General features: G+C 60.9%; 22 protein-coding genes. 18 read left to right on the plus strand and 4 right to left on the minus strand.

All coding sequences use genetic code 11. The annotated features are described in order from the left end of the window. The first annotated feature begins 3 nt into the window (after positions 1-3). The 8 genes from phnC (at position 4) to C8348_RS17150 (ending at position 8,045) form a co-directional block, all read left to right on the plus strand. Positions 4-813 (plus strand): phosphonate ABC transporter ATP-binding protein, encoded by an 810-nt coding sequence (gene phnC, locus C8348_RS17115; protein WP_006473175.1) that lies wholly within the window; start codon positions 4-6, stop codon positions 811-813. Continuing rightward, the gene (phnD, locus tag C8348_RS17120; RefSeq protein WP_003501103.1) at positions 810-1,658 is read left to right on the plus strand and encodes a phosphate/phosphite/phosphonate ABC transporter substrate-binding protein; all 849 of its coding nucleotides are present in this window, start codon (positions 810-812) and stop codon (positions 1,656-1,658) included. Before phnC ends, phnD begins: the two co-directional genes overlap by 4 nt. 70 nt (positions 1,659-1,728) lie before the next feature. Continuing rightward, on the plus strand, positions 1,729-2,535 hold the full coding sequence (phnE, locus tag C8348_RS17125) for a phosphonate ABC transporter, permease protein PhnE (protein ID WP_006473411.1): 807 nt from the start codon (positions 1,729-1,731) through the stop codon (positions 2,533-2,535). A 13-nt stretch (positions 2,536-2,548) separates the two neighbouring features. Continuing rightward, positions 2,549-3,547 (plus strand): phosphonate dehydrogenase, encoded by a 999-nt coding sequence (locus C8348_RS17130; RefSeq protein ID WP_106754600.1) that lies wholly within the window; start codon positions 2,549-2,551, stop codon positions 3,545-3,547. A 12-nt stretch (positions 3,548-3,559) separates the two neighbouring features. Continuing rightward, positions 3,560-4,480, plus strand: a complete 921-nt coding sequence (locus tag C8348_RS17135; RefSeq protein WP_003501100.1) for a LysR family transcriptional regulator — start codon at positions 3,560-3,562, stop codon at positions 4,478-4,480. Positions 4,481-4,820: 340 nt separating this feature from the next. Beyond that, positions 4,821-5,423, plus strand: coding sequence for a recombinase family protein (locus C8348_RS17140; protein ID WP_003501098.1), 603 nt, complete (start codon positions 4,821-4,823; stop codon positions 5,421-5,423). Continuing rightward, positions 5,416-7,068 carry an IS481 family transposase gene (locus tag C8348_RS17145; RefSeq protein WP_003501095.1) on the plus strand — a complete coding sequence of 551 codons (1,653 nt, stop codon included), beginning with the start codon at positions 5,416-5,418 and terminating at the stop codon, positions 7,066-7,068. The genes C8348_RS17140 and C8348_RS17145 overlap by 8 nt, the downstream gene beginning before the upstream one ends. Further along, a complete protein-coding gene (locus tag C8348_RS17150) occupies positions 7,065-8,045 on the plus strand; it encodes an ExeA family protein (protein WP_198647106.1) in 981 nt (326 codons plus the stop codon). Before C8348_RS17145 ends, C8348_RS17150 begins: the two co-directional genes overlap by 4 nt. Positions 8,046-8,154: 109 nt before the next feature. Here the strand turns inward: C8348_RS17150 and C8348_RS17155 are convergent, their stop codons facing one another. The 4 genes from C8348_RS17155 to C8348_RS17165 are packed head-to-tail and all read right to left on the minus strand — an operon-like array spanning position 8,155 to position 12,280. Further along, positions 8,155-10,503: a UvrD-helicase domain-containing protein gene (locus C8348_RS17155; protein WP_244294045.1), complete on the minus strand. Its 2,349-nt coding sequence runs from the start codon at positions 10,501-10,503 to the stop codon at positions 8,155-8,157. After that, complete coding sequence (locus C8348_RS22020; protein WP_156102950.1) at positions 10,500-10,658, minus strand: hypothetical protein; 159 nt, start codon at positions 10,656-10,658, stop codon at positions 10,500-10,502. The genes C8348_RS17155 and C8348_RS22020 overlap by 4 nt, the downstream gene beginning before the upstream one ends. Positions 10,659-10,677: 19 nt before the next feature. Then, on the minus strand, positions 10,678-11,694 hold the full coding sequence (locus C8348_RS17160) for a nucleotidyl transferase AbiEii/AbiGii toxin family protein (RefSeq protein WP_038146410.1): 1,017 nt from the start codon (positions 11,692-11,694) through the stop codon (positions 10,678-10,680). After that, entirely contained in the window at positions 11,687-12,280 is a 594-nt protein-coding gene (locus tag C8348_RS17165; RefSeq protein ID WP_038146409.1) for a DUF6088 family protein, read from the minus strand. The genes C8348_RS17160 and C8348_RS17165 overlap by 8 nt, the downstream gene beginning before the upstream one ends. A 220-nt stretch (positions 12,281-12,500) precedes the next feature. Between C8348_RS17165 and C8348_RS17170 the strand changes: the two genes are divergently transcribed. From C8348_RS17170 to C8348_RS17215, 10 genes are all read left to right on the plus strand, one after another. After that, positions 12,501-13,463, plus strand: a complete 963-nt coding sequence (locus C8348_RS17170; protein ID WP_038146408.1) for an ArdC family protein — start codon at positions 12,501-12,503, stop codon at positions 13,461-13,463. Beyond that, a complete protein-coding gene (locus tag C8348_RS17175) occupies positions 13,460-13,855 on the plus strand; it encodes a DUF2958 domain-containing protein (protein WP_038146406.1) in 396 nt (131 codons plus the stop codon). Before C8348_RS17170 ends, C8348_RS17175 begins: the two co-directional genes overlap by 4 nt. 124 nt (positions 13,856-13,979) lie before the next feature. After that, positions 13,980-16,118: a Spo0J and enkurin domain-containing protein gene (locus tag C8348_RS17180; protein ID WP_038146404.1), complete on the plus strand. Its 2,139-nt coding sequence runs from the start codon at positions 13,980-13,982 to the stop codon at positions 16,116-16,118. Between the two features lie 96 nt (positions 16,119-16,214). Then, a complete protein-coding gene (locus C8348_RS17185) occupies positions 16,215-16,520 on the plus strand; it encodes a hypothetical protein (RefSeq protein WP_038146403.1) in 306 nt (101 codons plus the stop codon). A gap of 417 nt (positions 16,521-16,937) precedes the next feature. After that, a complete protein-coding gene (locus tag C8348_RS17190; RefSeq protein ID WP_009450567.1) occupies positions 16,938-17,102 on the plus strand; it encodes a hypothetical protein in 165 nt (54 codons plus the stop codon). A gap of 200 nt (positions 17,103-17,302) precedes the next feature. Continuing rightward, the gene (locus C8348_RS17195) at positions 17,303-17,851 is read left to right on the plus strand and encodes a hypothetical protein (protein ID WP_038146716.1); all 549 of its coding nucleotides are present in this window, start codon (positions 17,303-17,305) and stop codon (positions 17,849-17,851) included. 65 nt (positions 17,852-17,916) lie between these two features. Next, complete coding sequence (locus C8348_RS17200) at positions 17,917-18,333, plus strand: hypothetical protein (RefSeq protein WP_038146402.1); 417 nt, start codon at positions 17,917-17,919, stop codon at positions 18,331-18,333. Next, entirely contained in the window at positions 18,326-18,970 is a 645-nt protein-coding gene (locus C8348_RS17205) for an antitoxin of toxin-antitoxin stability system (RefSeq protein WP_100237026.1), read from the plus strand. The genes C8348_RS17200 and C8348_RS17205 overlap by 8 nt, the downstream gene beginning before the upstream one ends. A 158-nt stretch (positions 18,971-19,128) precedes the next feature. Further along, complete coding sequence (locus C8348_RS17210; protein ID WP_038146400.1) at positions 19,129-23,451, plus strand: strawberry notch-like NTP hydrolase domain-containing protein; 4,323 nt, start codon at positions 19,129-19,131, stop codon at positions 23,449-23,451. Further along, positions 23,451-24,488 (plus strand): DUF7146 domain-containing protein, encoded by a 1,038-nt coding sequence (locus C8348_RS17215; RefSeq protein WP_106754604.1) that lies wholly within the window; start codon positions 23,451-23,453, stop codon positions 24,486-24,488. The genes C8348_RS17210 and C8348_RS17215 overlap by 1 nt, the downstream gene beginning before the upstream one ends. Positions 24,489-24,493: the final 5 nt, after the last annotated feature.

The raw sequence follows: 24,493 nt of genomic DNA on the forward strand, positions 1-24,493 counted from the left end.
GTGATGCTGGCTCTGAACGGAGTTGCCGTGACCTATGCCAACGGCACCCAAGCTTTGAAGACAACGACATTGACGTTCAACCAGGGTCAGTTCGTCGTGCTCCTCGGTAGATCCGGCGCAGGCAAATCTACCCTCATCCGGACACTCAACGGCTTGGTTGCGCCGACGTCTGGTTCGATCACTTCTAACGATATTGGTGCTCTGGATGCGGAAACTAAGCTTCGCATTCACCGAAGGCGAACTGGGATGATATTCCAGCAGCACCAACTCATAGGGCGCTTGAGCGCGCTCGACAACGTCATGACGGGCCGCCTGGGCTACCACTCTGGCTGGCGTACGTTGTTCCCTATGCCGCGTTCGGATCGAAGGCTGGGGTTGGAATGCCTTGAACGCGTAGGCCTTCTTGATAAGGCTCTCGTCAGGGCGGATCAACTATCCGGCGGTCAGCAGCAACGGGTGGGCATTGCGCGCGCGCTGGTCCAGAAGCCCCAACTGGTCCTTGCAGATGAGCCCGTTGCAAGTCTGGACCCTGAAACGGCTGTCGAGGTCCTGTCGCAGCTTCGCGAAATATGCACAGCCGACGGCATCACTGCTGTGATCAGCCTTCATCAGATCGATCTAGCTCGCCGGTTCGGCGACCGGGTCATTGCTATGCGCGACGGGGAAGTGGTTGCGGACGCCGCTGTCGACGAACTGACCGATCAAATGTGTGCGTCGATCTACCGCAGCGCCCCAAGAAATCCGACCACAACACAAGATTTGTCCAACTACGAGTATGATCAACCTTTAGCTGCCATGGAGGCCGCATTATGAAGAAGCTTCTGTCCCTCGCATTCCTCGCCGTTCTTGGCTGGAGTTCGTTGGCGCATGCTGGCTCAAATCCAGAGACATTGCGCGTCGCGTTGCTACCGGACGAGAACGCCGCCACTGTCATCAAAAACAATCGTCCTCTCGAGGAGTATCTTGAGAAGACACTCGGTCGGGAGATTGAACTGATCGTAACGACCGACTACTCGTCAATGATCGAAGCGATGCGTTTCGGCCGGCTTGAGTTGGCTTATTTCGGGCCGCTCTCTTACACGCTCGCGAAAACCAAGGCTGATATCGAGCCTTTCGCAGCACTTATGAAGGATGGCGAAACTACCTATCGCGCTGTAGTTGTCGCCAATGCAGAGGCTGGCATCGAAAGCCTTGAAGATGCAAAAGGGAAAAAGGTCGCGTTTGGGGACGTGGCTTCCACCTCAAGCCACCTTATCCCGAAATCTATGCTGCTTAAGGCCGGAGTTGAGGCTGGAAAAGACTATAGCGAGAACTTCGTAGGGTCGCATGATGCCGTGGCTATTGCAGTGCAGAATGGCAATGCTCAGATTGGCGGACTTTCGTTGCCCATCTACAATTCAATGGTCGCTCGTGGCACCATTGATCCTAAGAAAGTTATCGCCCTCGCCGAGTCCGATCCGTTCCCGCAGTACCCCTGGACCATGCGGTCGGATCTTGACACTTCGTTGAAAGAGGCGATCACCAAAGCCTTCATCGACCTTAAAGACGAAAAGGTATTGGCATCCTTCAAAGCCGATGGGTTCGCTCCGATCGATGACAAAGCCTACGACGTCGTCCGTGAGCTCGGTAAAGTGCTGAACTTGGACCTGAGTCAGTAAGGCGCGTTCGAGACAGTTTCTCACCTTTCGACGCAGGCGCTGGCCTGCGTCCTTTCTTCCAGGATATGTGATGACACAGCCGTCGGCCGACTACGACTCTATCCTTCAACATCAAAACAAAGCTTGGACCAGAGCTGGCGTGATCGCGTTGGCAATTGCGTGTGTGATCATTGTTAGCAGTTATCACTCCGGTCTTCTTGATCTGGAGCGTCTGGGATCTGGGTTTCCTGCGCTCTGGCAGCTCGGTACGGAAATGTTTCCCCCGGATTTCAACCGAGGCTTGGAGTGGATCAGCCCTCTCATCGACACTCTGGCGATGAGTATAGCTGGGACTGCGATCGCGGTACTGATATCACTTCCAGTTGGCTTTTTCGCCTCAGGGAAAACAGCACCCAACGCTGTCATCTATATGATCTCGCGTGGATTGTTGAATGGTCTACGGTCGATCCCGGAGCTGATTATGGGCATCGTCTTCGTGGCGGCAGTGGGATTTGGAGCGCTCCCAGGCGTGCTGGCTCTTGGTCTTCACTCGGTTGGCATGGTGGGCAAGTTCTTTGCGGAGGCGATCGAGCATTGCGATAATGCGCCTATAGAAGCCGCACGCGCAGCTGGTGCGTCGCCGTTCCAGATCGTGACGCGGGCGATCTTGCCACAAGTTCTACCGCAATTGGCCGATGTGACCATCTATCGGTGGGAGTACAACTTCCGCGCCTCGACAATCCTGGGCACTGTGGGAGCTGGTGGTATCGGTTTCGAGTTGATGACATCCCTCCGGATCATGAATTATCAGGAGGTTCTTGCGATCATGCTCGTTGTCCTTCTGATGGTCACCATCGTTGACCAGGTCGGCGCTCTCCTCCGCCGCCAGCTGCAATAGAAGGATAAATTAAATGCTCCCAAAGGTAGTAATCACCCATCGCGTCCACGAGGAGATTATCTCAAAGCTATCTCCCCACGCTCGTTTAGTTTGCAACGATACTGATGATACATGGCCCCGCGAGAAACTGCTCGCAGAATTGAGCGACGCCAAGGCGATGATGGCGTTCATGCCGGACATGATCGACGCGTCTGTACTCGCGCACGCTCCCGATCTTCAACTTGTGGCATGTGCGCTGAAAGGCTTCGATAACTTCGACATCGAAGCCTGCACGCAGCGTGGAGTCCACGTCACGATAGTGTCCGATCTTCTCACTGATCCGACAGCCGAACTTACAATCGGTCTGATGATTGCTCTTGGGCGGCACATTCTGCCAGGCGACAAGAGCGTCAGGAGGGATTACAAAGGTTGGCGCCCTCGGTTTTACGGCCTTGGGCTGCAGGGCACAGCAATCGGCATTTTAGGGATGGGAGCGATCGGAAAAGCTATAGCACAGCGCCTAACTACCTTCGGCGCCATTGTGTCGTACTGGGATCGTCAATCCCTGGACAAAGCCGATGAGATCAGACTGAACGTAAAGCCTCTTGAATTTGACCAGTTGATCTCGTCGTCTACCTTTCTTGTGTGTGCACTCCCGCTTTCGGCCGAAACGAAGCATCTCCTCGGCGCTGAACAACTCGCCAAAATGCCCAAAGGAGCACTTCTTATTAATCCTGCACGCGGAAGCGTGGTTGATGAAGAGGCTGTTGTCGCTGCATTGCAGGCGGGGCGCTTGGGAGGCTACGCCGCTGATGTTTATGAGATGGAGGACTGGGCCAGACCCGACCGGCCTGACAAGGTCCACGGGGGTCTCCTCAATCGCGAACATGATTCGATCTTGACACCCCACATAGGCTCAGCAGTGGCGAAGTCGCGTTTGGCTATCGAGCACGAGGCTGCTGACAACATTATAGATTTTGTCCAAGGCCGAAGACCTCGTGCGGCAATTAACGAGGTTCAACTAATTCCTTGATTAGAGAAAGTAATGTTTAGCCTTTCGCATGTCGCAGCATTCATAGAGGTAATCGAAACTGGCAGCTTTCACGAGGCGTCGCGACGGCTTCAGATATCCCAACCGACTGTCTCACATAATGTGAAACGATTGGAGGATATACTAGGGGTGCGGCTGGTCGAGAGGAGGAAGGACAAGTGTGTGCCGACTCGGCAAGGGCTCGTATTCTTGCCATTCGCACGCAGCCTTTTGACCGTCACGAAGAGATCTCTGGACCGCCTGCACAGCGGCCGGATTACGTTGGGTGCCAGTACTAACATCGGTACCTATATTTTGCCAGTCCACTTGAAGCGTTTACAGGATGCTCAAGGCCGGCCACCTGAGGTGGCCGTTGCCTCAAATCCTGAAATCATCGAAAAGCTCTTGAGGAAGGAGATTGATCTAGCCTTTACCGAATGGTGGGACGATCGAAAAGGATATCAAGCCCGCCTTTGGCGGAAGGAAAAGCTGGTAATAATCGTATCCCCACAGCATAATTGGAGGACGCGAAAAACAATTGAAGCGGCAGAGTTATTTCAAGAGTCCCTCATTGGCGGAGAACGTGGAACCGGTACCGGATCCGTGCTCCGCGAGGCCTTCGGCCAAGCGGCAGAGCAATTCCCAATCTCATTCAATGTCGGGAGCACTGAGGCTGTGAAGCATGCAGTTCGAGCTGGTCTCGGCATTTCGATCGTGATGAGGAGCACTGTCCTCGATGAGCTCGCGTCGGGTAGGCTTTATGAGGTTTCTGTTGAGAATGTGGTTCTCGAAAAGTCTGTGTGGGCTGTACATCCCGTACATATGGAGGATGGTTCACCGGAAGCAATCGCGCTTAAGGTTATACTCGATGCGAGCGCCCCTCTGGGTGACCTAGAGCACGTCCACATTACTCGGGGTCATATCCGCAAGATTTGAAGTAGTTGGCGCATTCCTGCGGCTCGAACATGGTAACGGCCTGGCCGACCGCATCCTTTGGTATCGCCGCCTCAATTCCCGGAGTATCCCATACAAGGGGGACAAGATCGGGGACCGCCCGATTTTCGATGCGTAAGGTTCCCTGCTCCATGTCGCGAATATTCGGCCGTCAGACACATAGTTGGTTTCCATGGATCGTTTGTCATAAACGAGGGTTTTTGAGCATGCCATAGCGCATGCCGTCACGCCCCTTGAATGGCGCGATGGAATCTTCTCAAAACTGTTATAGAAACGGTTGTCGCAAAATGCTATGTGTCCAACGACTTTCAAGAACATTTGGATGGCTATGCGGGTCGGGTACGCCAGGGTCAGCACGATCGATCAAAATCCGGAGCTTCAGCTTGAGGCGCTGAGACGCGCCGGTTGCGAGAAGGTGTTTACCGAGCGCGGGTCAGGCGCTCGCGATGACCGCCCGGAATTGGGCCGAATTCTCTCCGACGTGCTTCGCACTGGTGACACGCTCGTTGTCTGGAAACTCGATCGGTTGGCGCGATCGCTAAAGAAGCTCATCGCGACGGCGGAAGAGTTGGAGCGCGCGAAGATCGGGCTCGTGTCCTTGACCGAGAGCATTGATACGACGACGCCGGGCGGCATGCTGACCTTCCATGTCTTCGGTGCGATCGCCCAGTTCGAACGTGCTCTGATCCGCGAACGCACGACGGCTGGACTGGTCGAGGCGCGGCAACGTGGCCGCAAGGGTGGCCGCCCGCCCGCGATGCGCCCGGGCGATATTGCCGCGGCGCGCGCCCTGATGAAGGAAGGCAGCATACCGGTACGCAATATTGCGCAGCGCATGGGGGTTTCTGTTGCAACCCTCTATCGTCATATCGGCAAGAAGGGTGGCTCTCCCAAAACAGTGGAATCCGAGGACGTCCATGGCTGAGCGGAGAAAGCGGCCGCCCGGAGAGGCTCTTGTCGATCTTCGACGCCGATTGTCGCTGCTTTCTCCCCGTGATCCAGGCCGTACCGAGATTGTTGCTCGTGCCGCCGATGCCTACGGCATCTCGATCTGGACCCTGTATCGGGCGCTGCGGGAGTTGAACCGCCCGAAATCCGTACGGCGCGCCGATCACGGAACCTCCCGGATCGCCCCGCAGCCGGAGATGGAAACCTATGCCGAAATCATCGCGGCCCTGAAGATCAGAACGGCGAACCGGAAGGGGCGGCATATCTCCACGGCGCGCGCCATCAAGCTGCTTGAGGAAGACGGCGTGGTGACGCCCGATGGCCTGGTCCGTGCACCGCCCGGCATCTTGAAACGCGCAACGGTCGATCGGCTGCTGCGTGTTTCCGGCCTGGATTATGCGCGCGTCACCCGCCCGGTGGCTGCCGTCCGATTCCAGGCGCGGCGTTCCAACGAACTCTGGCACTTCGACATGAGCCCGTCCGACCTGAAGCAGGTGGAAGCGCCGCTTTGGGTCGAGGAAGGGCGCGGCCGGCCGACGCTGATGCTGTTCTCCGTGGTCGATGATCGCTCCGGCGCGAGCTATCAGGAATACCGCTCCGTCTACGGCGAGGACGCGGAGTCCGCCTTGCGCTTTCTCTACAATGCCTTCGCCGCCAAGCCTGAACCGGAACTGCCGCTTCAGGGGATTCCAACGACCATCCATATGGATAACGGGCCGGTGAGCCGCTCGCGCGTTTTCCAGTCCGTCATGGGTAGCCTTGGTGTCCGGGTTCTCACGCATATGCCCCCGTCGGACAGCGAGCGGCGCACGCCGGCGCGAGCGAAAGGCAAGGTCGAGCGGCCGTTTCGCACGATCAAGGAAGTGCACGAGACCCTCTATCATTTCCACAAGCCGAAGGACGAAGAGGAAGCCAACCTTTGGCTCAGGCGCGCCTTGGTCACCTACAATAACGGCGACCATCGCACAGAGTCTCATGCACGCATCGAGGATTGGCTGCGGCATCTTCCTCCTGACGGGGTGCGGGCGATGTGCTCCTGGGAGCGGTTCTGCGCCTTTGCGCGCGAACCGGAACGACGGACGGTTGCTGGAGACGCGACCGTATCGGTCGAAGGCGCATCCTATGAGGTCGAGCCCGAACTTGCCGGCGAAACGGTGACCTTGCTCTGGGGCCTGTTCGATCAGGAACTGTTCGTCGAGCATGAGGGCAAGCGCTTCGGTCCATTCCAACCTTCGCGCGGGGCGGTTCCCCTCTTTCGCTATCGCAAATACCAGAAGAGCAAGCTCGAAGAGCGGCTCGACAAGGTGGTGCGCCTGGCAGACCAACTTGGGCTCCCCCGCGCCGCGGTCACCGGCGGGGATCGTCCATTGCCTTCGCTGCCCCCGACCACGGCTGGGCTGAGTGTACGGCGGACACCGTTTCCGGAACCCGCAATAGAGACCGCTTATCCAAATGGTCTCGCAGCCCGTGGGGCCATCGCCGACCAGCTCGGCCGGCCGATCGGCGCGATGAATGCCGGTGACCGCGCCTTCATCAATGAACTGCTTGGAGAAACACTCGACAAAAAGATGATCGCGGCCCGTATCCGCGAACGCTTCCAGGCGCGAAGAAAGGAAGAATGATGCTCGCTGACGTTCAATCCAGTTACGGCCTCGACCGGCCTTTCCAAGGGGCCGGCAACTTTGAGACCGAGCATCAGCGCACGATCATCCGCGAGGTGTGTGCGGCCGTCCAGACCGGTCGGCTTGTCGTGGTCTCCGGCCTGGTCGGTTCGGGGAAAACCCACCTTTTGCGCCGCATCGAGGCCGAACTCACCAAAGCCGGCAAGGTCGCACTCGCCAAATCGCTGGCGGTCGACAAGCGGCGCACTTCGCTGCCATCGCTCATTGAAGCCCTGTTCTACGACTTGTCTCCCGGCGATCGTGCGCAGGTCAAGATCCCCAAGCAGGCCGAGCGCCGGGAGCGCGACCTGCGCGACATCATGAAAAAAGGCAAACGGCCGATCGTCCTCGTGGTCGACGAGGCCCATGACCTGCACCACAAGACCTTAACCGGCCTGAAGCGACTGATGGAGGTGGTCGCCGACGCCGGCGTGCTCCTTTCCGTACTTCTTGTCGGGCATCCCCGGTTGCGCAATGATCTGCGCCGGCCGCAAATGGAGGAGATTGGCTACCGCACGACCATTTTTCACTACGAGGGGATCGGCTCCGCGCGCCGCGACTATGTTGCCTGGCTGCTTGGCGCCTGTGCGGCCGAAGGCGTAAAGGTTGGCGAACTCCTCGAGGAAGAAGCCATCGACCTCATCGCCGAACGTTTGCGCACGCCGCTTCAGATCGAGATGCATCTCACCCTCGCATTCGAGCAGGGCTTTCGCCTCGGCGCCAAGCCGGTTACCGCCGAAATCGTCGAGCAGGTCCTGTCCCGCGCCATCGACGATCTCGAACCGACGTTGACCCGAAATGGTTACGATGCGACGGCTCTGGTCACGCACCTCAATGCTCGGCCGTCGGATATCCGCGCCTTCCTGGCGGGCACCCTTGATCCCGAATATTCCCGTCAGCTGACCGAGCAACTACGACAGGCAGGCGTCCCGGTTTGACCATGCCGTCGCTGGCAATTAATCTGAGCACGTGGGGGATGTTTGCAAGCAGACCCGGATGTTTGCGAGCACATTGGCAAAGAGCGTGAGCACGACGCCCGCTCCATTGTCAGATAATTCGAGCAGAAAATGCCGATGTTTGCGAGCAGAGGCGCTTATGTTGGCAAGCCGCTACATCTAACAAGTTGTAACGCCACAAGACCAGTACCTTCAGCTTTTGCCCCGCCTCACGGCGCCACTGTCCTGAAATTCCTTCAAGAAAGGTGTTCAGGCGATCGAGTAGTTGGAAGCAGGCTTTCGGGAAGCTTGGCTTGCGCCACTCCACGCTGACCGGAATGATCCGGATTGATCGCGGTATGGCGGCGCGCGTCGATCGCACCGTCTTCGTGATCTGCTCGGGATTGCGCTGGACAAAGCGTGCCGCGGTGTCAGCGAGAAGCTGGTTACAGCGGTACGTCTGTTCCAGCCGACCTTGCCAGCAGGCACCAAAGTTCGCTTCGAACTGGGTGAAGATCGTAATGTCCGACCCGGCAAAGCGGTAGATCGACTGCCAATCGTCTCCGACAGCAAAGACTTTTGTGAAAGCCTTCTGGTGTTTTAGCGCCTTGATCAGATTGGCCCTCGGGTCCGAAATATCCTGAAATTCATCCACCAAGATCAGCGAATAAGGGCTCTGATAGCGCCCCGTCTCAACGAGGCGCACTGCGTCGCCGATCATTGAATCGAAGTCGATACGCTTTGCCTCGTCGAGCTTGCGCGAATAGGCTTCGGTGATCAGCCAGACAGCACGCGCGAAATACTGCGCGCGCGGTTTGTCATGCAGGGACTTTGCACGTTCCAGCAGCATCTCCAGCGTAAGCTGGCTCGCTCGAATGTGTTTGATGCACACGCCGATCAGCTTCTGGTAATGCGTGATCACCACTGGTTCGACCGCTTTGAGGATCTCGTCGACACTTTTCTCAGTCAGGGGAATTTTGCGTTTGATCAGCTCAGCCTCGAGATGTGGCAACAACGTTCCCTCGTGCGCCTGTGCGGAGGTTGTCTCGAAGAAATCCAACTCTTTGCGCTTGTACCCAGCGCGTTTACCCTTGGTATGCTCAGCATAGTTCGCAAAGGGCGAGGAGCCATCCGCGTTGATCGCGAAATGCTCGTGGAACGTGTCGGTGAGAGGGTAATGAAAGTCCGGCTGGACAAAACGTTCGCTCCCGTCCTCCTCTTCGAATGAGATCTGCTTTTCATATTCGAACTCGACAGAGTGGACCCACAACCAGTTCGCGATCCGCTGCTCCTGAAGGGATTTCACATACACGTTTGCAAGCGTACCGATGGTGCTGCCGCCCTTATCGTTGCGATCGGCGATGTAGCGATTGTAGTCTGCCTCCGAGTCAAAGACCTCTGCGGGGATGTCGGCCTTCGGCAAAATCGAGAGGAGGTCGATCCACAGACGGCGAAACTCTTCATTTACCTCCATCAACTCGCGTATGATCTTGTCGATCACACGGGCTTCGCCGGCGGGATGCTCGACCCAGTTTGCGAGTTGAGGTGGGCGACCTTCCGTCTCTTCGATGATCCCCCGACCGAGTGCATGAAACGTCGTCACCCGGGTCTCCAGAGCATCTTCATCGACGTTCAGCTGCCTGGCGATCCGTTCCTTTAATTCGTCGGCTGCACTCTTGTTAAATGCCAGGACGAGGATCTCGCTCGGATGGTAAAGTCCCTTCTCGAGGACATAGGCAACTTTCCCGACCATGGTCGCGGACTTGCCCGATCCAGCGGATGCGACGAGCAGGTTGTTGTCTTCGAGGCGGATGCAAGCCTCGCGCTGCTCCTGGGAAAGCGAAAATCCCCCAAGGTCGGCGAAGAATTCCTCGAACTTCTGCATCTCGTGAAAAACGAAATTTTCATTGTAGCGACTGCGGACGCCGGGGTCAGTGAGCATCGCAAAAGAGGTTGGCAGATAGCCTCTTAGGGTGTCGGGGATCAGAGAGGCATCAAACAACGGGTGCGCCAATGCCAGTGACGCATTTCCCGGGACACTCGCGATCGCCCGGCCGACGTCGGCATGAGCAAGATATTGCCTGTTGCTGTCGGTCATCGCGCGAATCTTGCTATCGACCTCGCGCAAGCGTTCCTTGTCGGAATCGATGAGATTCGCGAGATGCTGGTTCACGAAAGCCAGCAAATCGTCGCGTAAAGTCTGAGACGCCTTGGCGGTCAGGCCGGAAAGAGCATCGATACGGCCCTTCGACCGGATCTCGACCGTGTGCCAAAGCAGGGCCTTGGTTGACGAAACCGACGAGATATCAAGGCACTGAATTTCATCCTCGCCTGTCGATGTCAGGCTAACTCGGTCCTGCGAAGATGGGCTGAGAGCCAGTTTCCACTTCTCCGACAAGAAAATGCGCGCCCAAAGGCTGGGCCGGTATATGCGGGATCGTCCAAGCATTGGCAGTTTCATCGAGCCGCCCGGTCTGCGCCTGCGACGTTCTTGTTCATGATCTCGCAAATCGTCTGGTGGGCGCTCTCGATCTCCTTGTTCCAGTCGGGTTCCGATGAATCGGCATCGTCACTCCCTACAAACCGAGATTTTCGCACCTCTTCGACGTCGCGCATATTCCCCCGCCCCCGTTTCTTATTTGGCTGCGCCGTTCGCGCGCGCGACTATATCGGCGCACTGCGCCATAAGCGCCTCGAACGGCTCAGCGTCATCGAAGAGCAGCCCATCCTCAACCATGCGGGCATAGTCGTCCTCCAACGCCTTCGCGCCATCGCCGACCGGCACGAGTTGCAAGCCGCCGCTGACAGCCGCTGCATAGTCGATCGGCGTGCGGTCGGCGGCTTTCTCCGCGAAGAACATCGACTTGTGCCGGGCGACAGCGTTGGCCAGCTCGCGATCGGCGAAAGCAGCTTCCGCAAAGCCGGCTTCATCCAGCCGGACAACATCGTGCCAGTGTCGTGCGAAGCGGTCGCCGCGAAGCCGCTCCTGAAGGCAAAAGACGTGGATGGCGGTCGCCTTCTCCCAGAAGGTCCGCTCCGCGTGCATGACGCGCGGACGCGCCGTCGGGAATACCAGCCCGTCGATCAGGCCGGCGGCGTCGCAGGAGACATCGCGCAGGCTCGCCGGTTCGCCCGTCGAGCGCGCGCCGAACTCCAGCATGACGCTGGGCGCGACATAGCCGGACCCGGCCGCGGTCGCCTCGTAGTCGATGAAGAGCTTGTCATCCTCGACGCGGATGGCCGCAGCCAGACCTTCGGCGGCGAGTGCGTTCGCGATCACGGGCTGCACGGTTTCCGCGACCCATGCCGGCAACCGCCGACGGACCTCGCTGGACCAGCGCTTTTCCTCGCTTCGCGTTTTCGGCAAGCCCTCGCCATTGTCCCCGACCAGATCGGGCGCGATCGCCCGAATGTCATAGGTCAGATCCACATCCTCCGAAAACCGGCGAATGACGTGATAAGCTTTCGACAGCGACGTGCCGCCCTTGAACACTAGATGTTCGCCGAGCGGCGCAGCGTAGAGGGTCGCCAGCGCCCACACCACCCACACATCCTTTTCGAGAAGATGGGTGGGACGACCCGAACGGTCGGCCGCGACACCCAGCGCGTCGCGCCGGTCCTCGGCCGAAAGCTGGAGAAAGACATCAGCCATACGCCGCCTTTCCGACGCTCTGCGCGAGCCATGTCGGAAGCTGCGGCGCGGCGGCGACCAGTTCGCCGAACACGCCGGGCGGCATCTTCCGCTTCAATGTCGTGAGCGCGGCCTCTGCCTTTTCCGGGCCGAGCCAGGCCAGCGCCCGCACGGCCTCCCCCGCCGGCCGGTTGGCCAGGGCCAGTTGCCAGCGCGGTGCATGCCGCAATTCCACGATCTGCTTGCCGAGGTGCACCTTTCGGCTGCGCCCGGAGGTCAGATAGACCGAGCGGACGGGCACCTGCGTCGTCAAGCCAAGGGCGTTCGCCGCGGCAGCGCCGTTCGAGACGATGACCTCCCCCTTTTGGGTTGCAAGAGCCTCGACAGCCTGCTCGACCGAAGGCGTGCGCGTGCCGAACCGGCTGGCGATGGGACGCAGATAGACGCCACGACCGGCGCGGATGAGTTGCCCGCGCTCCGTCAGGCGCGACAACGCCTGATCCACGGCGGCCCGGTTTCCGAGGTGCAGCAGGCTCTTGGCGGACACAGGAGCGCCTTCGGGCAGGCCCGTCGCATGCGACAAAATCTGTTCGGTCAGCCGTGTCATCGTCTTTCTCCTGTCGGAAATATATGCGAGTTTCTGACAGTTTTCAAGGAAGTCCGGATAGGGGAAAGCCTTCCCCTGAGGCCGAGCCTTGGTCTCGGCCTACCCCTTCTGCGGGGAATCCCCGCAACGCCCCCTTCAGAGTGAGAGTGCGGACGGGTTTTCCGTGACGGGTTGAGGGCTGGAAGAGAGGCTTCCGGCGCCCGTCGCGGAGATCATCCCGATGGCCAGACACGATCGCAGCCCCGCAGAAGGTGGCGCGCGCAGCAACCTTTACGACGACATCACCAACAAGATCATCGCCGAGTTGGAGCAAGGGCGGCTGCCCTGGGTCCAGCCCTGGGGCGCGTCACCCAATACCGCCCCTCTGGGCCTGCCGAGAAATGCTTCAACCGGCCGTAGCTATTCCGGCATCAATATTCTGATCCTTTGGGGCGCTGTCATCCAGCACGGCTTCCCCGGTCAGGCGTGGCTGACTTTCCGCCAAGCCCTTTCGCTTGGCGGCAATGTCAGAAAGGGCGAGCGTGGCACCACTGTTGTCTATGCCGACCGTTTCACTCCCGAGGACGAGAAACGCCGTGCCCGCGAGACTGGCGAGGATGCGCATGCCATACCGTTCCTGAAGCGGTTCACGGTCTTCAATGCCGCACAATGCGATGGCTTGCCCGATGACATCACGGCAGTCACGCCGCAACCGCCGCCGGGCCTGATCGAACCTCAGGTCGAGGCGCTGATCCGGGCCACCGGCATCGACTTCCGAATTGGCGGCGATCGCGCCTTCTACATGCCCTCGCTCGACTATGTGCAGGTGCCGCCTCCGCAAGCCTATTTCGAGCCTATCAACTGGCACCGGACGGCCCTGCACGAGCTGGGTCACGCCAGCGGCCATCACAGCCGCCTCAGCCGCGATCTGACCGGCTCGTTCGGCTCGAAGAAATACGCTTTCGAGGAGATGATTGCCGAACAGGCCGCAGCTTTCAGTTGCGCTGCGCTCGGGATCGTGCCGACCGTCCGCCATGCCGATTACATCGGGTCGTGGCTGGAGGTCATGCGCGAGGATTCCCGCGCCATTGTCCGCGCAGCCTCGCAGGCCAGCAAGGCGGCGGACTGGCTGCTGTCGCATCTGCCTGTCGAGGAGATCGAGGAGCCGGATGCGAGCGTAACCGACCGGAGGGCCGCGGCATGATCCTCCTCACCGGCACACAGCGCGACCGCCTGCTGGCAAATGGCCGCCAGCGCGATCAGGATCACATCCCGGTCGTGAAGTTCTTCAACCCCCTTGGCGAGGGCGTCTGGCTCGCCACCGAACTGGACGAGGACGGCGACATCATGTTCGGCCTGGCTGATCTCGGCTATCCCGAACTGGGGTCGTGGAGCCTTACCGAAATGCAGTCAGTCCGGCTGCCCTTCGGAATGGGCATCGAGCGCGATCTGCTGTTCACCGGGGATTTCCCGATCTCGGTCTGGGCCGAGGCCGCCCGTGAGAGCGGCAGTATCCGCGCCGCTGAGCGCCTGCTCTACCGCGTCGGGGCGAGCTATTCCCGTACATCCGCCGATACAGAAAGCCGGAGTGCCTGATTTCCGGGTTTCAGGTTCTACGGCTGGCGTCGCTCTCTTCAGAGGAAGAGGGCGGCGCTTCGCTTCGTGACGGGCTGATAGCCGGAGAGAGAGGCTCACCGGCGTCCGTCATGGAGCAACTGACATGGCCACTGCCGTTCAGAAGATCACCCTGTCGTCCTCGCGCGACATTCCCTTCAACAAGCTGGTGCTCAGCCAGTCCAACGTCCGGCGCGTCAAGGCCGGGATCTCGGTCGAGGAACTGGCCGAGTCTATCGCCCGTCGCGGCCTGATCCAGTCCCTGCATGTCCGCCCGGTCGTGGATGCCGAGGGCAAGGAAACCGGCATGTTCGAAGTGCCCGCCGGCGGTCGCCGCTTCAGCGCGCTGGAACTGCTGGTCAAGCAGAAGCGCCTCGCCAAGGTCGCGCCGGTCCCGTGTGTTGTTTCGGAGGCCAGCGCCGATGTGCTGATCGACGAGGTATCGCTCGCCGAGAATATCGAGCGCGCACCGCTGCATCCGCTCGATCAGTTCCGCGCCTTCCAGACCATGCGCGAAAAGGGCATGACCGAGGAAGCCATCGCCGCCGCCTTCTTCGTGGATGCGAAGGTGGTGAAACAGCGCCTGCGTCTGGTTTCCGTCTCACCGACATTGCTCGACGTCTATGCCGAGGATGGCATGACGCTGGAACAGCTCATGGCCTTCAGCGTCAGTTCTGACCATGCCCGTCAGGAGCAGGTCTGGGAAGCGATCAAGGACGGCTGGCAGAAGGAACCTTACCTCATCCGACGCCTGCTGACCGAAACCACGGTCCGCGCCGCCGACAAGCGGGCAGTGTTTGTCGGCATTACCGCCTATGAGGAGGCTGGCGGCTGCGTGCTGCGCGATCTCTTCCAGCAGGACGATGGTGGCTGGTTGCAAGACCCGGTGCTGCTCGACCGGTTGGTGGGCGAAAAACTCAAGGCCGAGGCCGAGGCCATCGCCGCCGAGGGCTGGAAGTGGATCGAGGTCGCCATCACCTTTCCCTATGGTCACGATCATGGCCTTCGCCAGATTGTCGGCACCACAGTCGATCTGACCGAAGAGGAACGCGCCACCCGCGAGGCATTGCGCGACGAATATGACCGGCTTGAAGCCGAATATGGCGAGGCTGATGAACTGCCAGACGAGATCGACGCCCGGCTGGGTGAAATCGAACAGGCGCTGGAAACCTTCGAGCGCCGCCCGATGACCTTCGACCCCGTCCAGATCGGCACGGCAGGCGTCTTCATCAGCATCGACGCCGATGGCGCATTGCTGGTCGAGCGCGGCTATGTTCGCGCCGAGGATGAAACGCCTGCGGAACCGGAGGCTGAGATCGTTGACCCGGAAACCGGCGAGGTGATCCAGCGGGCAGAACCGGAGGTGAGCCGCATGCGTGCGGTTATCACGCTGGGCGGTCAGCCGGTCGAACCGGAGGAGGATGACGAGACCGAGACCATCAAGCCGCTGCCTGATCGTCTGGTCAGCGAGTTGACTGCACATCGCACCCTGGCGCTGCGGGATGCGGTGGCGGTGAACCCGCATGTCGCCATGACGGCACTGTTGCACCGGCTGGTCATGGATTGCTTCATGCCGCGTTCCAGCCGCGGATGCCTGGAAGCACAGGTCCGGGAGGTTCATCTGCCCGCACAGGCCGAGGATCTGCGCGATAGCGCGTCAGCCAAGGCCATCGCTGACCGCCACGAACGCTGGGGCGATCATGTCCCGGCAGACGATGCCGCCCTCTGGGATTGGCTGACCGATCTGGACGATGGATCGCGCATGGATCTGCTCGCCCATTGCGTCAGCTTCGGTGTCAACGCGCTCTATGAGAAGCCGAATCCTTACAGCGGAACGGGCGTCAGCCAGCACGGGCTGGACGTTCGCCTGTCGCAGGCTGATCGGCTGGCGCGTTCAACCGGCCTCGACATGGTGGCCGTGGGCTGGCGGCCGACGGTTGGCAATTATCTCGGCCGCGTGACCAAGCCGCGCATCCTTGAAGCTGTACGTGAAGGCGCTGGAGATCGAGCCGCTGAACTGATCGGGCACCTCAAGAAGGGAGACATGGCCAAGGAAGCCGAACGCCTCCTGGCGGAATCCGGCTGGCTGCCTGAGCCGCTGCGCATGGTGGATGATGGTGTCGAAGTCGATCCGGCATCGGGCGCTGCGGCAGAAGCCGACGATCTGCCCGATTTCCTCTCCGGCGATGGCGAGGACGACCCGGCTGACGACGAGGAAGAACAGCACATGGTCGCTGCTGAATAGTTCTCAGGCGGGGTGGCTTCGGCTGTCCCGTTTGCACCCTCCGTTTCCGCAACTCGCCCGGTCCTTGTGATCGGGCTTTTTCATTGGAGCGCTTCCATGCCCGCCATCATCGACGTCGATCAAATCTTTCTTGAGGATCGCGAACATTCCCTATCGGAGCGCACCCTGCCCTGGGAGGAAAGCCGCGACGGCATGACCGTTGTTGTGGAGCCAAAGCCCCATTGGGCCGAAGACATGCGCGTCTTCCGGCTCGATGCCCGTGAATATTGCCGCTACGCCGAATGGACAGCTCATGGCGCTCGTGCCCGTTTCTTCGGTCATATCGACACCTCAGGCGATGATCTGATGATGAAGGCGCGCGCGATGATTGCCCGCGAGATTGCCGATGGGCTTTGGAGCTGAAGACCCGATCGCAGGGTGTTGGGCCGTGAAGGTGGGAGGTCTGCACCGGACGGGTCCAATCCGGCTTCACCATACAATCCGCCGTCCCCATCAGGGCAAGCGGCAGCCATCTCTGGCCTGAACGGAACACGATCCTGATGCCAGCATGGTGGCAAGGCTGGCGCGGCAGAGCATCTGCGACGGGTATCCGGCATCCTGTCAGATGCGAAAAACCACCCCCGCTTCCATTCGCAAACCTTGGTCCGATCCGTCTCTTTGACATTCAACCCCGAAGGGGTCGGCTTACGCGCGCGTGCCGCCCTCGGGGATTCGGAAAAAGTCCGAACGCCCGAGGGTGATTGCAGATCCGGTCAGACACTTCGGGCGCCTGTCGCGCGGGGGATGGTCCCCCGCCTCCAAAGACAGGAGCCGGAACCCATGTCCTATGCAGATGCCACCGCCTTCGCCGCCAGCCTTGCCGCCACGCTGATGGTTTCGATTGTCGTGTTTCAGGCCGGAGACGGCACCCACGCCGCTTGCCCCGCCGCCGAGTTCGACGGCGACGACGACATGGTGAAGCTGGAGCTGGACCCGTGGGAGTAAGGCGCGAAAGCGCCTCATCCCCGACGGCCCGAGCGCGGAGACCCGCGCTTCGGGCCTTCATTGCCTCAAGATGGCCCCCCATCGTCGGCAGCGGAACCGGGAACAAGCCCGGTCAGAGAGGAAGAGTGCGGGCCGTTCGGCCGTGACGGGTTGATGGCTGGAGAGAGAGGCTTTTCGGCGCCCGTCATGGAGTGATGCCGATGACCTTTGCCCGTTCCGAAACCTTCCGTTCCATCGGTCAGATTCTGGCTGCCGATGTTCTGCCCGCGCTTTATCGGTCGCAAAAGCTGCCGTTGCGCATCTCATGCCTCGGCGCGGCCAGCTATGACGCCAGTGACGCGGCGAACAGCTTTGACCGCGTGATCCCGCTTGGGGAATGCCCATCACTGGACGAGGCCATACAGACCGCAGCCTTGCGCGTGGCGCGCGGTAATATTTGCACGGGGCCGGACAGCTTCCCGTTTTTTCAGCCGCGCATCATGCTCATTCAGGACCGAGATCAGCGCCTGGTCCTCGCCGGCGAAATCCGCGCCGGCATTATCCTCTGGCAACAGCCAGTCGCGTCCGATGCCGAGGCACGCAGGATCGTGACCGAGGCCAGCCGCCTGCGCGGTATGGCGTTCCGGGCTTCGGACCCCGGCGATGCGAGACGGCTGCGTTACCGCGCCGCTGCGCTGGAGGCCCGATTGGTCGATCCCTTCTGGCGCGAAACCTCGGCCGATCTGCTCCGCCTGCCGCAGGCCGCCTGAGCTTCACCCATTCCATCCCATTCGGCTCGGCCATACGCCGGGCCATGTCATGTCCGGAGACCGTCATGGCCGATTATTACACGCACTTTTCCTGCCTGCTTGACGTGGGCACCCCCGAAAACGCCGCCCGCGCGCTTGATCTCTACAACGCTCTGGCGGATGACAATGCCGTTGAGGATCCGCCTTCAGATGGCTTCCTGCTTTCCATCCAGCCAGAACATGGCAGCACGCAACTCTGGATGCGCGATGATGTCACCGGCGATCCCGAGCATGTCGTTCAGTTTGTCAAACGCTGCGCTGCCGAATTTGGCCTCAGCGGATTATGGGGTTTCCAGTACGCAAACAGCTGCTCGAAACCGCGTATCGACGGATTTGGTGGCGGGGCGCATGTCCTCGATCTTGCCACCGGCGAAACGGTGGACTGGATCTATACCGACGGCTGGCTTTCCACCGTGCTGGAGGGAGGCGATCCCTATGCCTGAGATCATCGAAACCACCGTCTATCGTCTCGATGAGCTGTCCGATGCAGCGAAGGACAAGGCCCGCGCCTGGTATCGCGAAGGCGGCTTCGATTATGACTGGTACGATGCCGTCTACGAGGATTTCCAGCGCATCACGGAAATCCTCGGATTGAAGCTCAAGACCCGTGCCGTCCGGTTGATGGGCGGCGGCACACGGCAGGAACCCTGCATCTGGTTCCGCGGCTTCTGTTCACAAGGTGACGGTGCCTGCTTTGAATCCTGGTACTCCTACCAGAAACATGGGCCGCGCCGGATCAGAGAATACGCCCCGCAGGACACCGAACTGCACCGCATCGCCGATGCCCTTCAGGCGATCCAGCGCCGCAATTTCTATCAGCTTCGCGCCGATGCCAGCCATCGCGGCCATTATTATCACGAATACTGCATGTCGATCACGGTCGAGCGCGACAGCCCGACCTGGCAGGACATGACCGCTGATGCCGAGGAGGCGGTCATCGAGGCGCTGCGCGATCTGGCCCGCTGGCTCTACCGCCAGCTTGAGCGCGAGTATGATTATCTGTCCTCGGACGAGGCTGTCGATGAAACCATTGCCGCCAATGAATACACCTTCACCGCAGCTGGTCGCCGCTTCGGATGATCCCGAGAAGACACTGACAAGCGCCCCACCGTCCGGTCGGGGCGCTTTTTTTTAGCTGCGCTTTGAGAGTCAGAGGCGGGCCGGAAGGGGTTAAGTCCGGGCGGTCGAGAGAGAGCGCTGTTCGGACCTGTCCTTTTCGCTCTCCTGAGGTTCCAGACATGAACATGGTGTTCCCCGTGACCGATCCGGTCACGCCAATGGCGGCTGCGCCCGCCATTCTGGCTGCGGCCAATCATCTGCTCCCCCATCTCGAACGCGGTCAGCGCGTCGATGCTGCCATCCTGCGCGGTGTGATGGAAACGGCCTTCGGCGCATCTGACGCTACCGGCGTCTGGGACTGGAAGCTTGCCTATGAGGCCTGCGAGGTCGCCACGGTCCTCTTCCTGCGCAAATACGGAAAGGCGCTTTTCCGTAAAGCCGCGTCTCCGGCTGCACGGATTTCCGTGCTGGCAAAGGTCGCGGGGCTGCTGCCCACGCAGACCCGACGTTCCGAGGAAAGCCAGAACTTCCAGCAATTTTCGACGCCGATCCCGCTCGGCCTTACCGCTCTGACGGCTGCCGCGATTACGCCCGATGACAGGGTGCTGGAACCATCGGCGGGCACCGGCCTTCTGGCGATCTTGGCGCAGACCATCGGCGGCTCGCTGATCCTCAACGAACTGGCCGAGACCCGGGCCGATCTGCTTGCCCAGATCTTTCCGGCTTTTGCCGTCACCCGCTTCGACGCCGCCCAGATCGATGATCATCTGGCTCCGGATGCTGTCCCCTCCGTGGTGCTGATGAACCCGCCATTCTCGGTCATGGCCAATGTCAGCGGGCGTGTCGCGGATGCGGCCTATCGCCATGTTGCCGCGGCACTGGCCCGTCTTGCTCCCGGCGGTCGGTTGGTGACGATCACCGGCGCTGGCTTTGGCCCCGAAGCTCCGGCATGGCGGGACGCCTTCATCCGCTTGCAGGCCCGTGGCCGCGTGGTGTTCAGCGCTGCCGTCGATGGTGCGGTCTATGCAAAGCACGGCACCACGATCGACACGCGGCTGACCGTTATCGACAAACTGCCCGCCGACGATCCCGCCAGTTTGCCGGCTTCGCCGGGGATCGCGCCTGATGTTGCCACGCTGATCGGATGGATCGAGGAACAGGTTCCGCCGCGCCTGCCAGTGTCATTGCCGAAGATCGTGGTTTCCGCTTCGGCCACCGCGCCGAAGACCGTGCGGGGCTATCTCGCTCGCTCGGCGGCTACGCGATCTGTCGCTGCTTCGGCCAATGATCCTGATGGCGTCGAACTCGCCTATGAGACCGTGGACTGGACGCCACCGGAAGGCGCTCGCCTGTCCGACGCGATCTATGAGGAATATGCGCTGCAATCGCTGCGTATCGCTGGTGCACAGCCGCATCCGACCAAGCTGGTGCAATCCGCCGCCATGGCCTCGGTCGCACCGCCCAAGCCTTCCTACCAGCCCATGCTGCCGCCCGACATCTGCGCGCGTCTGTCGGACGCCCAGCTTGAAACGGTGATCTATGCCGGTGAAGCCCACGCCGATCATCTCGCCGGCGCCTGGACCGTGGACGAGCATTTCGACAATGTGAGCGCCGCGCCCGAGGATGCTGCCGGATCGATCCGCTTTCGCCGGGGCTTCATGCTCGGTGATGGAACCGGCGCTGGCAAGGGTCGCCAGTCCGCCGCCATCATTCTCGACAACTGGCTGCGAGGGCGCCGCAAGGCGATCTGGATCTCCAAATCCGACAAGCTGATCGAGGACGCGCAACGCGACTGGTCGGCGCTCGGCATGGAGCGGCTGCTTGTCACACCTCTGTCACGCTTCCCGCAGGGCAAGCCGATCACGCTATCGGAAGGCATCCTGTTTACCACCTATGCCACGCTGCGCTCCGATGACCGGGGCGAGAAGGTTTCCCGCGTCAAGCAGATCGTCGAATGGTTGGGGTCCGATTTCGATGGAGCCATTATCTTCGACGAGAGCCATTCCATGCAGAATGCCGGTGGCGGAAAAGGTGAACGCGGTGATGTCGCCGCCTCGCAGCAGGGACGTGCGGGCCTGCGGCTTCAGCACGCGCTGCCCGACGCCCGCGTCGTCTATGTCTCGGCGACTGGCGCCACCACCGTCCACAATCTCGCCTATGCTCAGCGCCTCGGCCTCTGGGGCGGTGAGGACTTTCCGTTCCAGACCCGCGCCGAGTTCGTCGAGGCGATCGAATCCGGTGGCGTTGCGGCCATGGAGGTCCTGGCCCGCGACCTGCGATCTCTCGGCCTCTATACCGCCCGCTCACTCTCCTATGATGGCGTCGAATATGAACTGATCGAGCATCAGCTCACGGACGAACAGCGGCACATCTACGACTCATATGCTGCCGCCTTCGCTGTCATTCATGGGAACCTGGACGCGGCGATGGAAGCCGCCAACATCACCGGCAGCGAGGGGACGCTGAACCGGCAGGCCAAATCCGCCGCCCGTTCGGCCTTTGAAAGCACCAAGCAGCGCTTCTTTGGCCATCTGCTGACCTCCATGAAAACCCCGACCCTGATCCGGTCCATTGATGCCGATCTTGAAGCGGGCCATGCGGCCGTCATCCAGATCGTCTCGACCGGCGAAGCGCTGATGGAACGGCGGCTATCCGAGATCCCCACCGAGGAATGGAATGATATTTCCGTCGATGTCACTCCGAGGGAATATGTCGGCTCGTATTTGCAGCATTCCTTTCCGGTGCAGCTCTATGAACCTTTCAGCGATGGCGAGGGCAACCTGTCGTCACGCCCCGTCTTCCGCGATGGTCAGCCGGTGGAATGCCGCGAAGCGGTGGCGCGGCGCGACGAGATGCTGGAGCAGCTGGGTTCGCTTCCGCCTGTCCCCGGTGCGCTCGACCAGATCGTGCAGCGCTTCGGCACGGATATTGTGGCGGAGGTCACGGGCCGCTCACGCCGGATCGTGCGCAAGGGTATTGGAGCAGCGGCCCACCTAGCCGTCGAGAACCGTGCGCCTTCTGCCAATCTTGCCGAGACTTCGGCCTTCATGGATGATCAGAAGCGCATTCTGGTCTTCTCGGATGCCGGTGGCACGGGGCGCAGCTATCACGCCGAACTCTCGGCGCGAAACCAGCGGCTGCGCGTGCATTACCTGCTGGAGCCAGGCTGGAAGGCAGATGCCGCCATTCAGGGGCTGGGCCGCACCAACCGGACCAATCAGGCGCAGCCGCCGCTCTTCCGCCCCATCGCTACGGATGTCAAAGCCGAGAAGCGCTTCCTCTCGACCATCGCCCGCCGTCTCGACACGCTGGGCGCGATCACGCGCGGCCAGCGCCAGACCGGCGGTCAGGGGCTGTTCCGTCCGGAGGATAATCTGGAATCCGCCTATGCCCGCGACGCGCTGCGCCAGCTCTATCTGCTGATCGTGCGCGGCAAGGTCGAGGGCTGCTCGCTCGAACGGTTTGAATCCGCCACCGGCCTGAAGCTGATGGACAGCACCGGTGTGAAGGACGAACTGCCGCCGATCACCACCTTCCTCAACCGCCTGCTGGCGCTGACCATCGAATTGCAGGGCATCCTGTTCTCGGCCTTCGAGCAGCTTCTGCAGGCACGGATCGACGGAGCAATCGCATCCGGCACCTATGACATGGGGCTGGAGACGCTGAAGGCCGAAAGCTTCATCGTCACAGACCGGCAGGTCATCCACACCCATCCGGGCACCGGCGCGGAAACCCGGCTCCTGACGCTCACCGAGCGCAAACGCAATCAGCCGGTTACGCTCAATGCCGCCCTGGCGGAACTGGATGATCCCCGCGCAAGATTGCTCATCAACGAGCGATCCGGTCGCGCTGCCGTTCAGGTCCCGACCACCAGCGTCATGCTGGATGATGGTGAGATCGAAAGGCGCGTGCGGCTGATCCGGCCGATGGAAGCGATGAACATTCCGGTGCGGGCGATGGGCGAGACCCATTGGATCGAGGCTGACCGTGCCGCCTTCACCACAGCCTGGAAGGCGGAACTGGCCCAGGTGCCGGAGTTCACCGACAGCATCCTGCATATGGTGTCAGGGCTGCTTCTGCCGATCTGGAAACGCCTGCCGCAGGACTCCGCCCGCGTCTATCGGCTCCAGACCGACGAGGGCGAACGCATCATCGGTCGCCGGGTATCGCCGGCCTGGGCCGCCAATGCTTCGACCAGTGGCGTCACCAACAACCTGACACCGGATGCCGCCTATGCCGCGCTGATCGAAGGTCGCACGATCCTTGATCTCGCCGAAGGGCTGAAACTGCGCCGCGTCCGCGTCATGGGCGCCAACCGGATCGAACTGACCGGCTTTACTGATGCGATGCGTGACCGGCTGCGAGCCTATGGCCTCTTCAGTGAGATCATCTCGTGGAAACTGCGCTTCTTCGTGCCCGTGGATGCAACGGGGCCGGAGATCATCGGCAAACTGCTTGACCGCTTCCCGGTTGAGCGCATCGGTGAGCGGGAGGCCGCATAATGGCGCGTCTCAACGCTTCCGAACTGGCGCAGCGTCTCGGCCGACAGGCCGAGGCGGTGTGCCGCCACTATCTCTCCAATGGCCGCAAACAGGGCAATTACTGGCAGGTTGGCGATGTCCGAAACACGGCTGGCCGCTCCATGTTCGTCCGGTTGCACGACAGCGTGAAAGGCATTGCCGGTAAATGGCAGGACTCGGCCACGGGGGAATATGGCGATCTGCTGGACGTGATCCGGGACTCGCTCGGTCTGATCGATTTCACAGACGTTGCCGAAGAAGCCCGGCGCTTCCTCAGCCTGCCGCATCCTGAACCGCAGCCGCCATCCCGTCAGTCCCGCCCGCCAGCACCATCGGGATCATCGGAGGCCGCACGCCGACTCTGGCGCATGACACAGCCGCTGATCGGCAGTACCGCAGAAGCGTATTTACGCGGACGCGGGATGACGGATATACGCCAAACCGCAAATCTGCGTTTCCATCCCAACTGCTACTGGCGGCCCGAGGACGATGCCCCGACGCAAGCCTGGCCCGCCATGATCGCCGCCGTCACCGACTTCGATGGCAGGATCACCGGCGCGCACCGCACCTGGCTGGCCCCGGACGGTTCCGGCAAGGCACCTGTCGATCCGCCAAGGAAGGCAATGGGCGACCTGCTCGGACATGCGGTTCGTTTCGGTGATGCGCACGATGTCATGGCAGCAGGGGAAGGTATCGAAACCATCCTGTCACTGCGTCAGGCTCTGCCCACCATGCCGATGGTTTCCGCACTCTCGGCCGGACATCTCGCCGCTATTCTGTTCCCGCCACAACTGCGCAGGCTCTATATCGTCCGTGATAACGATCCGGCAGGGAACAGCGCCCGCGATAGCCTGGTGGACCGGGCGCACGAGGTCGGAATCGAGACCATCACGCTCTCGCCCATGATGGGGGACTTCAACGAAGATCTCGTAACTCATGGGCTGGATGCCGTTCGAGCAGAGATCCGGGTGCAAATCGCCCCCGAGGACGTCAGCCGCTTCATGGCTTCAATAGCATAGCCGGT

This window comes from Pannonibacter carbonis (assembly GCF_003012935.1).
Classification (GTDB): domain Bacteria; phylum Pseudomonadota; class Alphaproteobacteria; order Rhizobiales; family Stappiaceae; genus Pannonibacter; species Pannonibacter carbonis.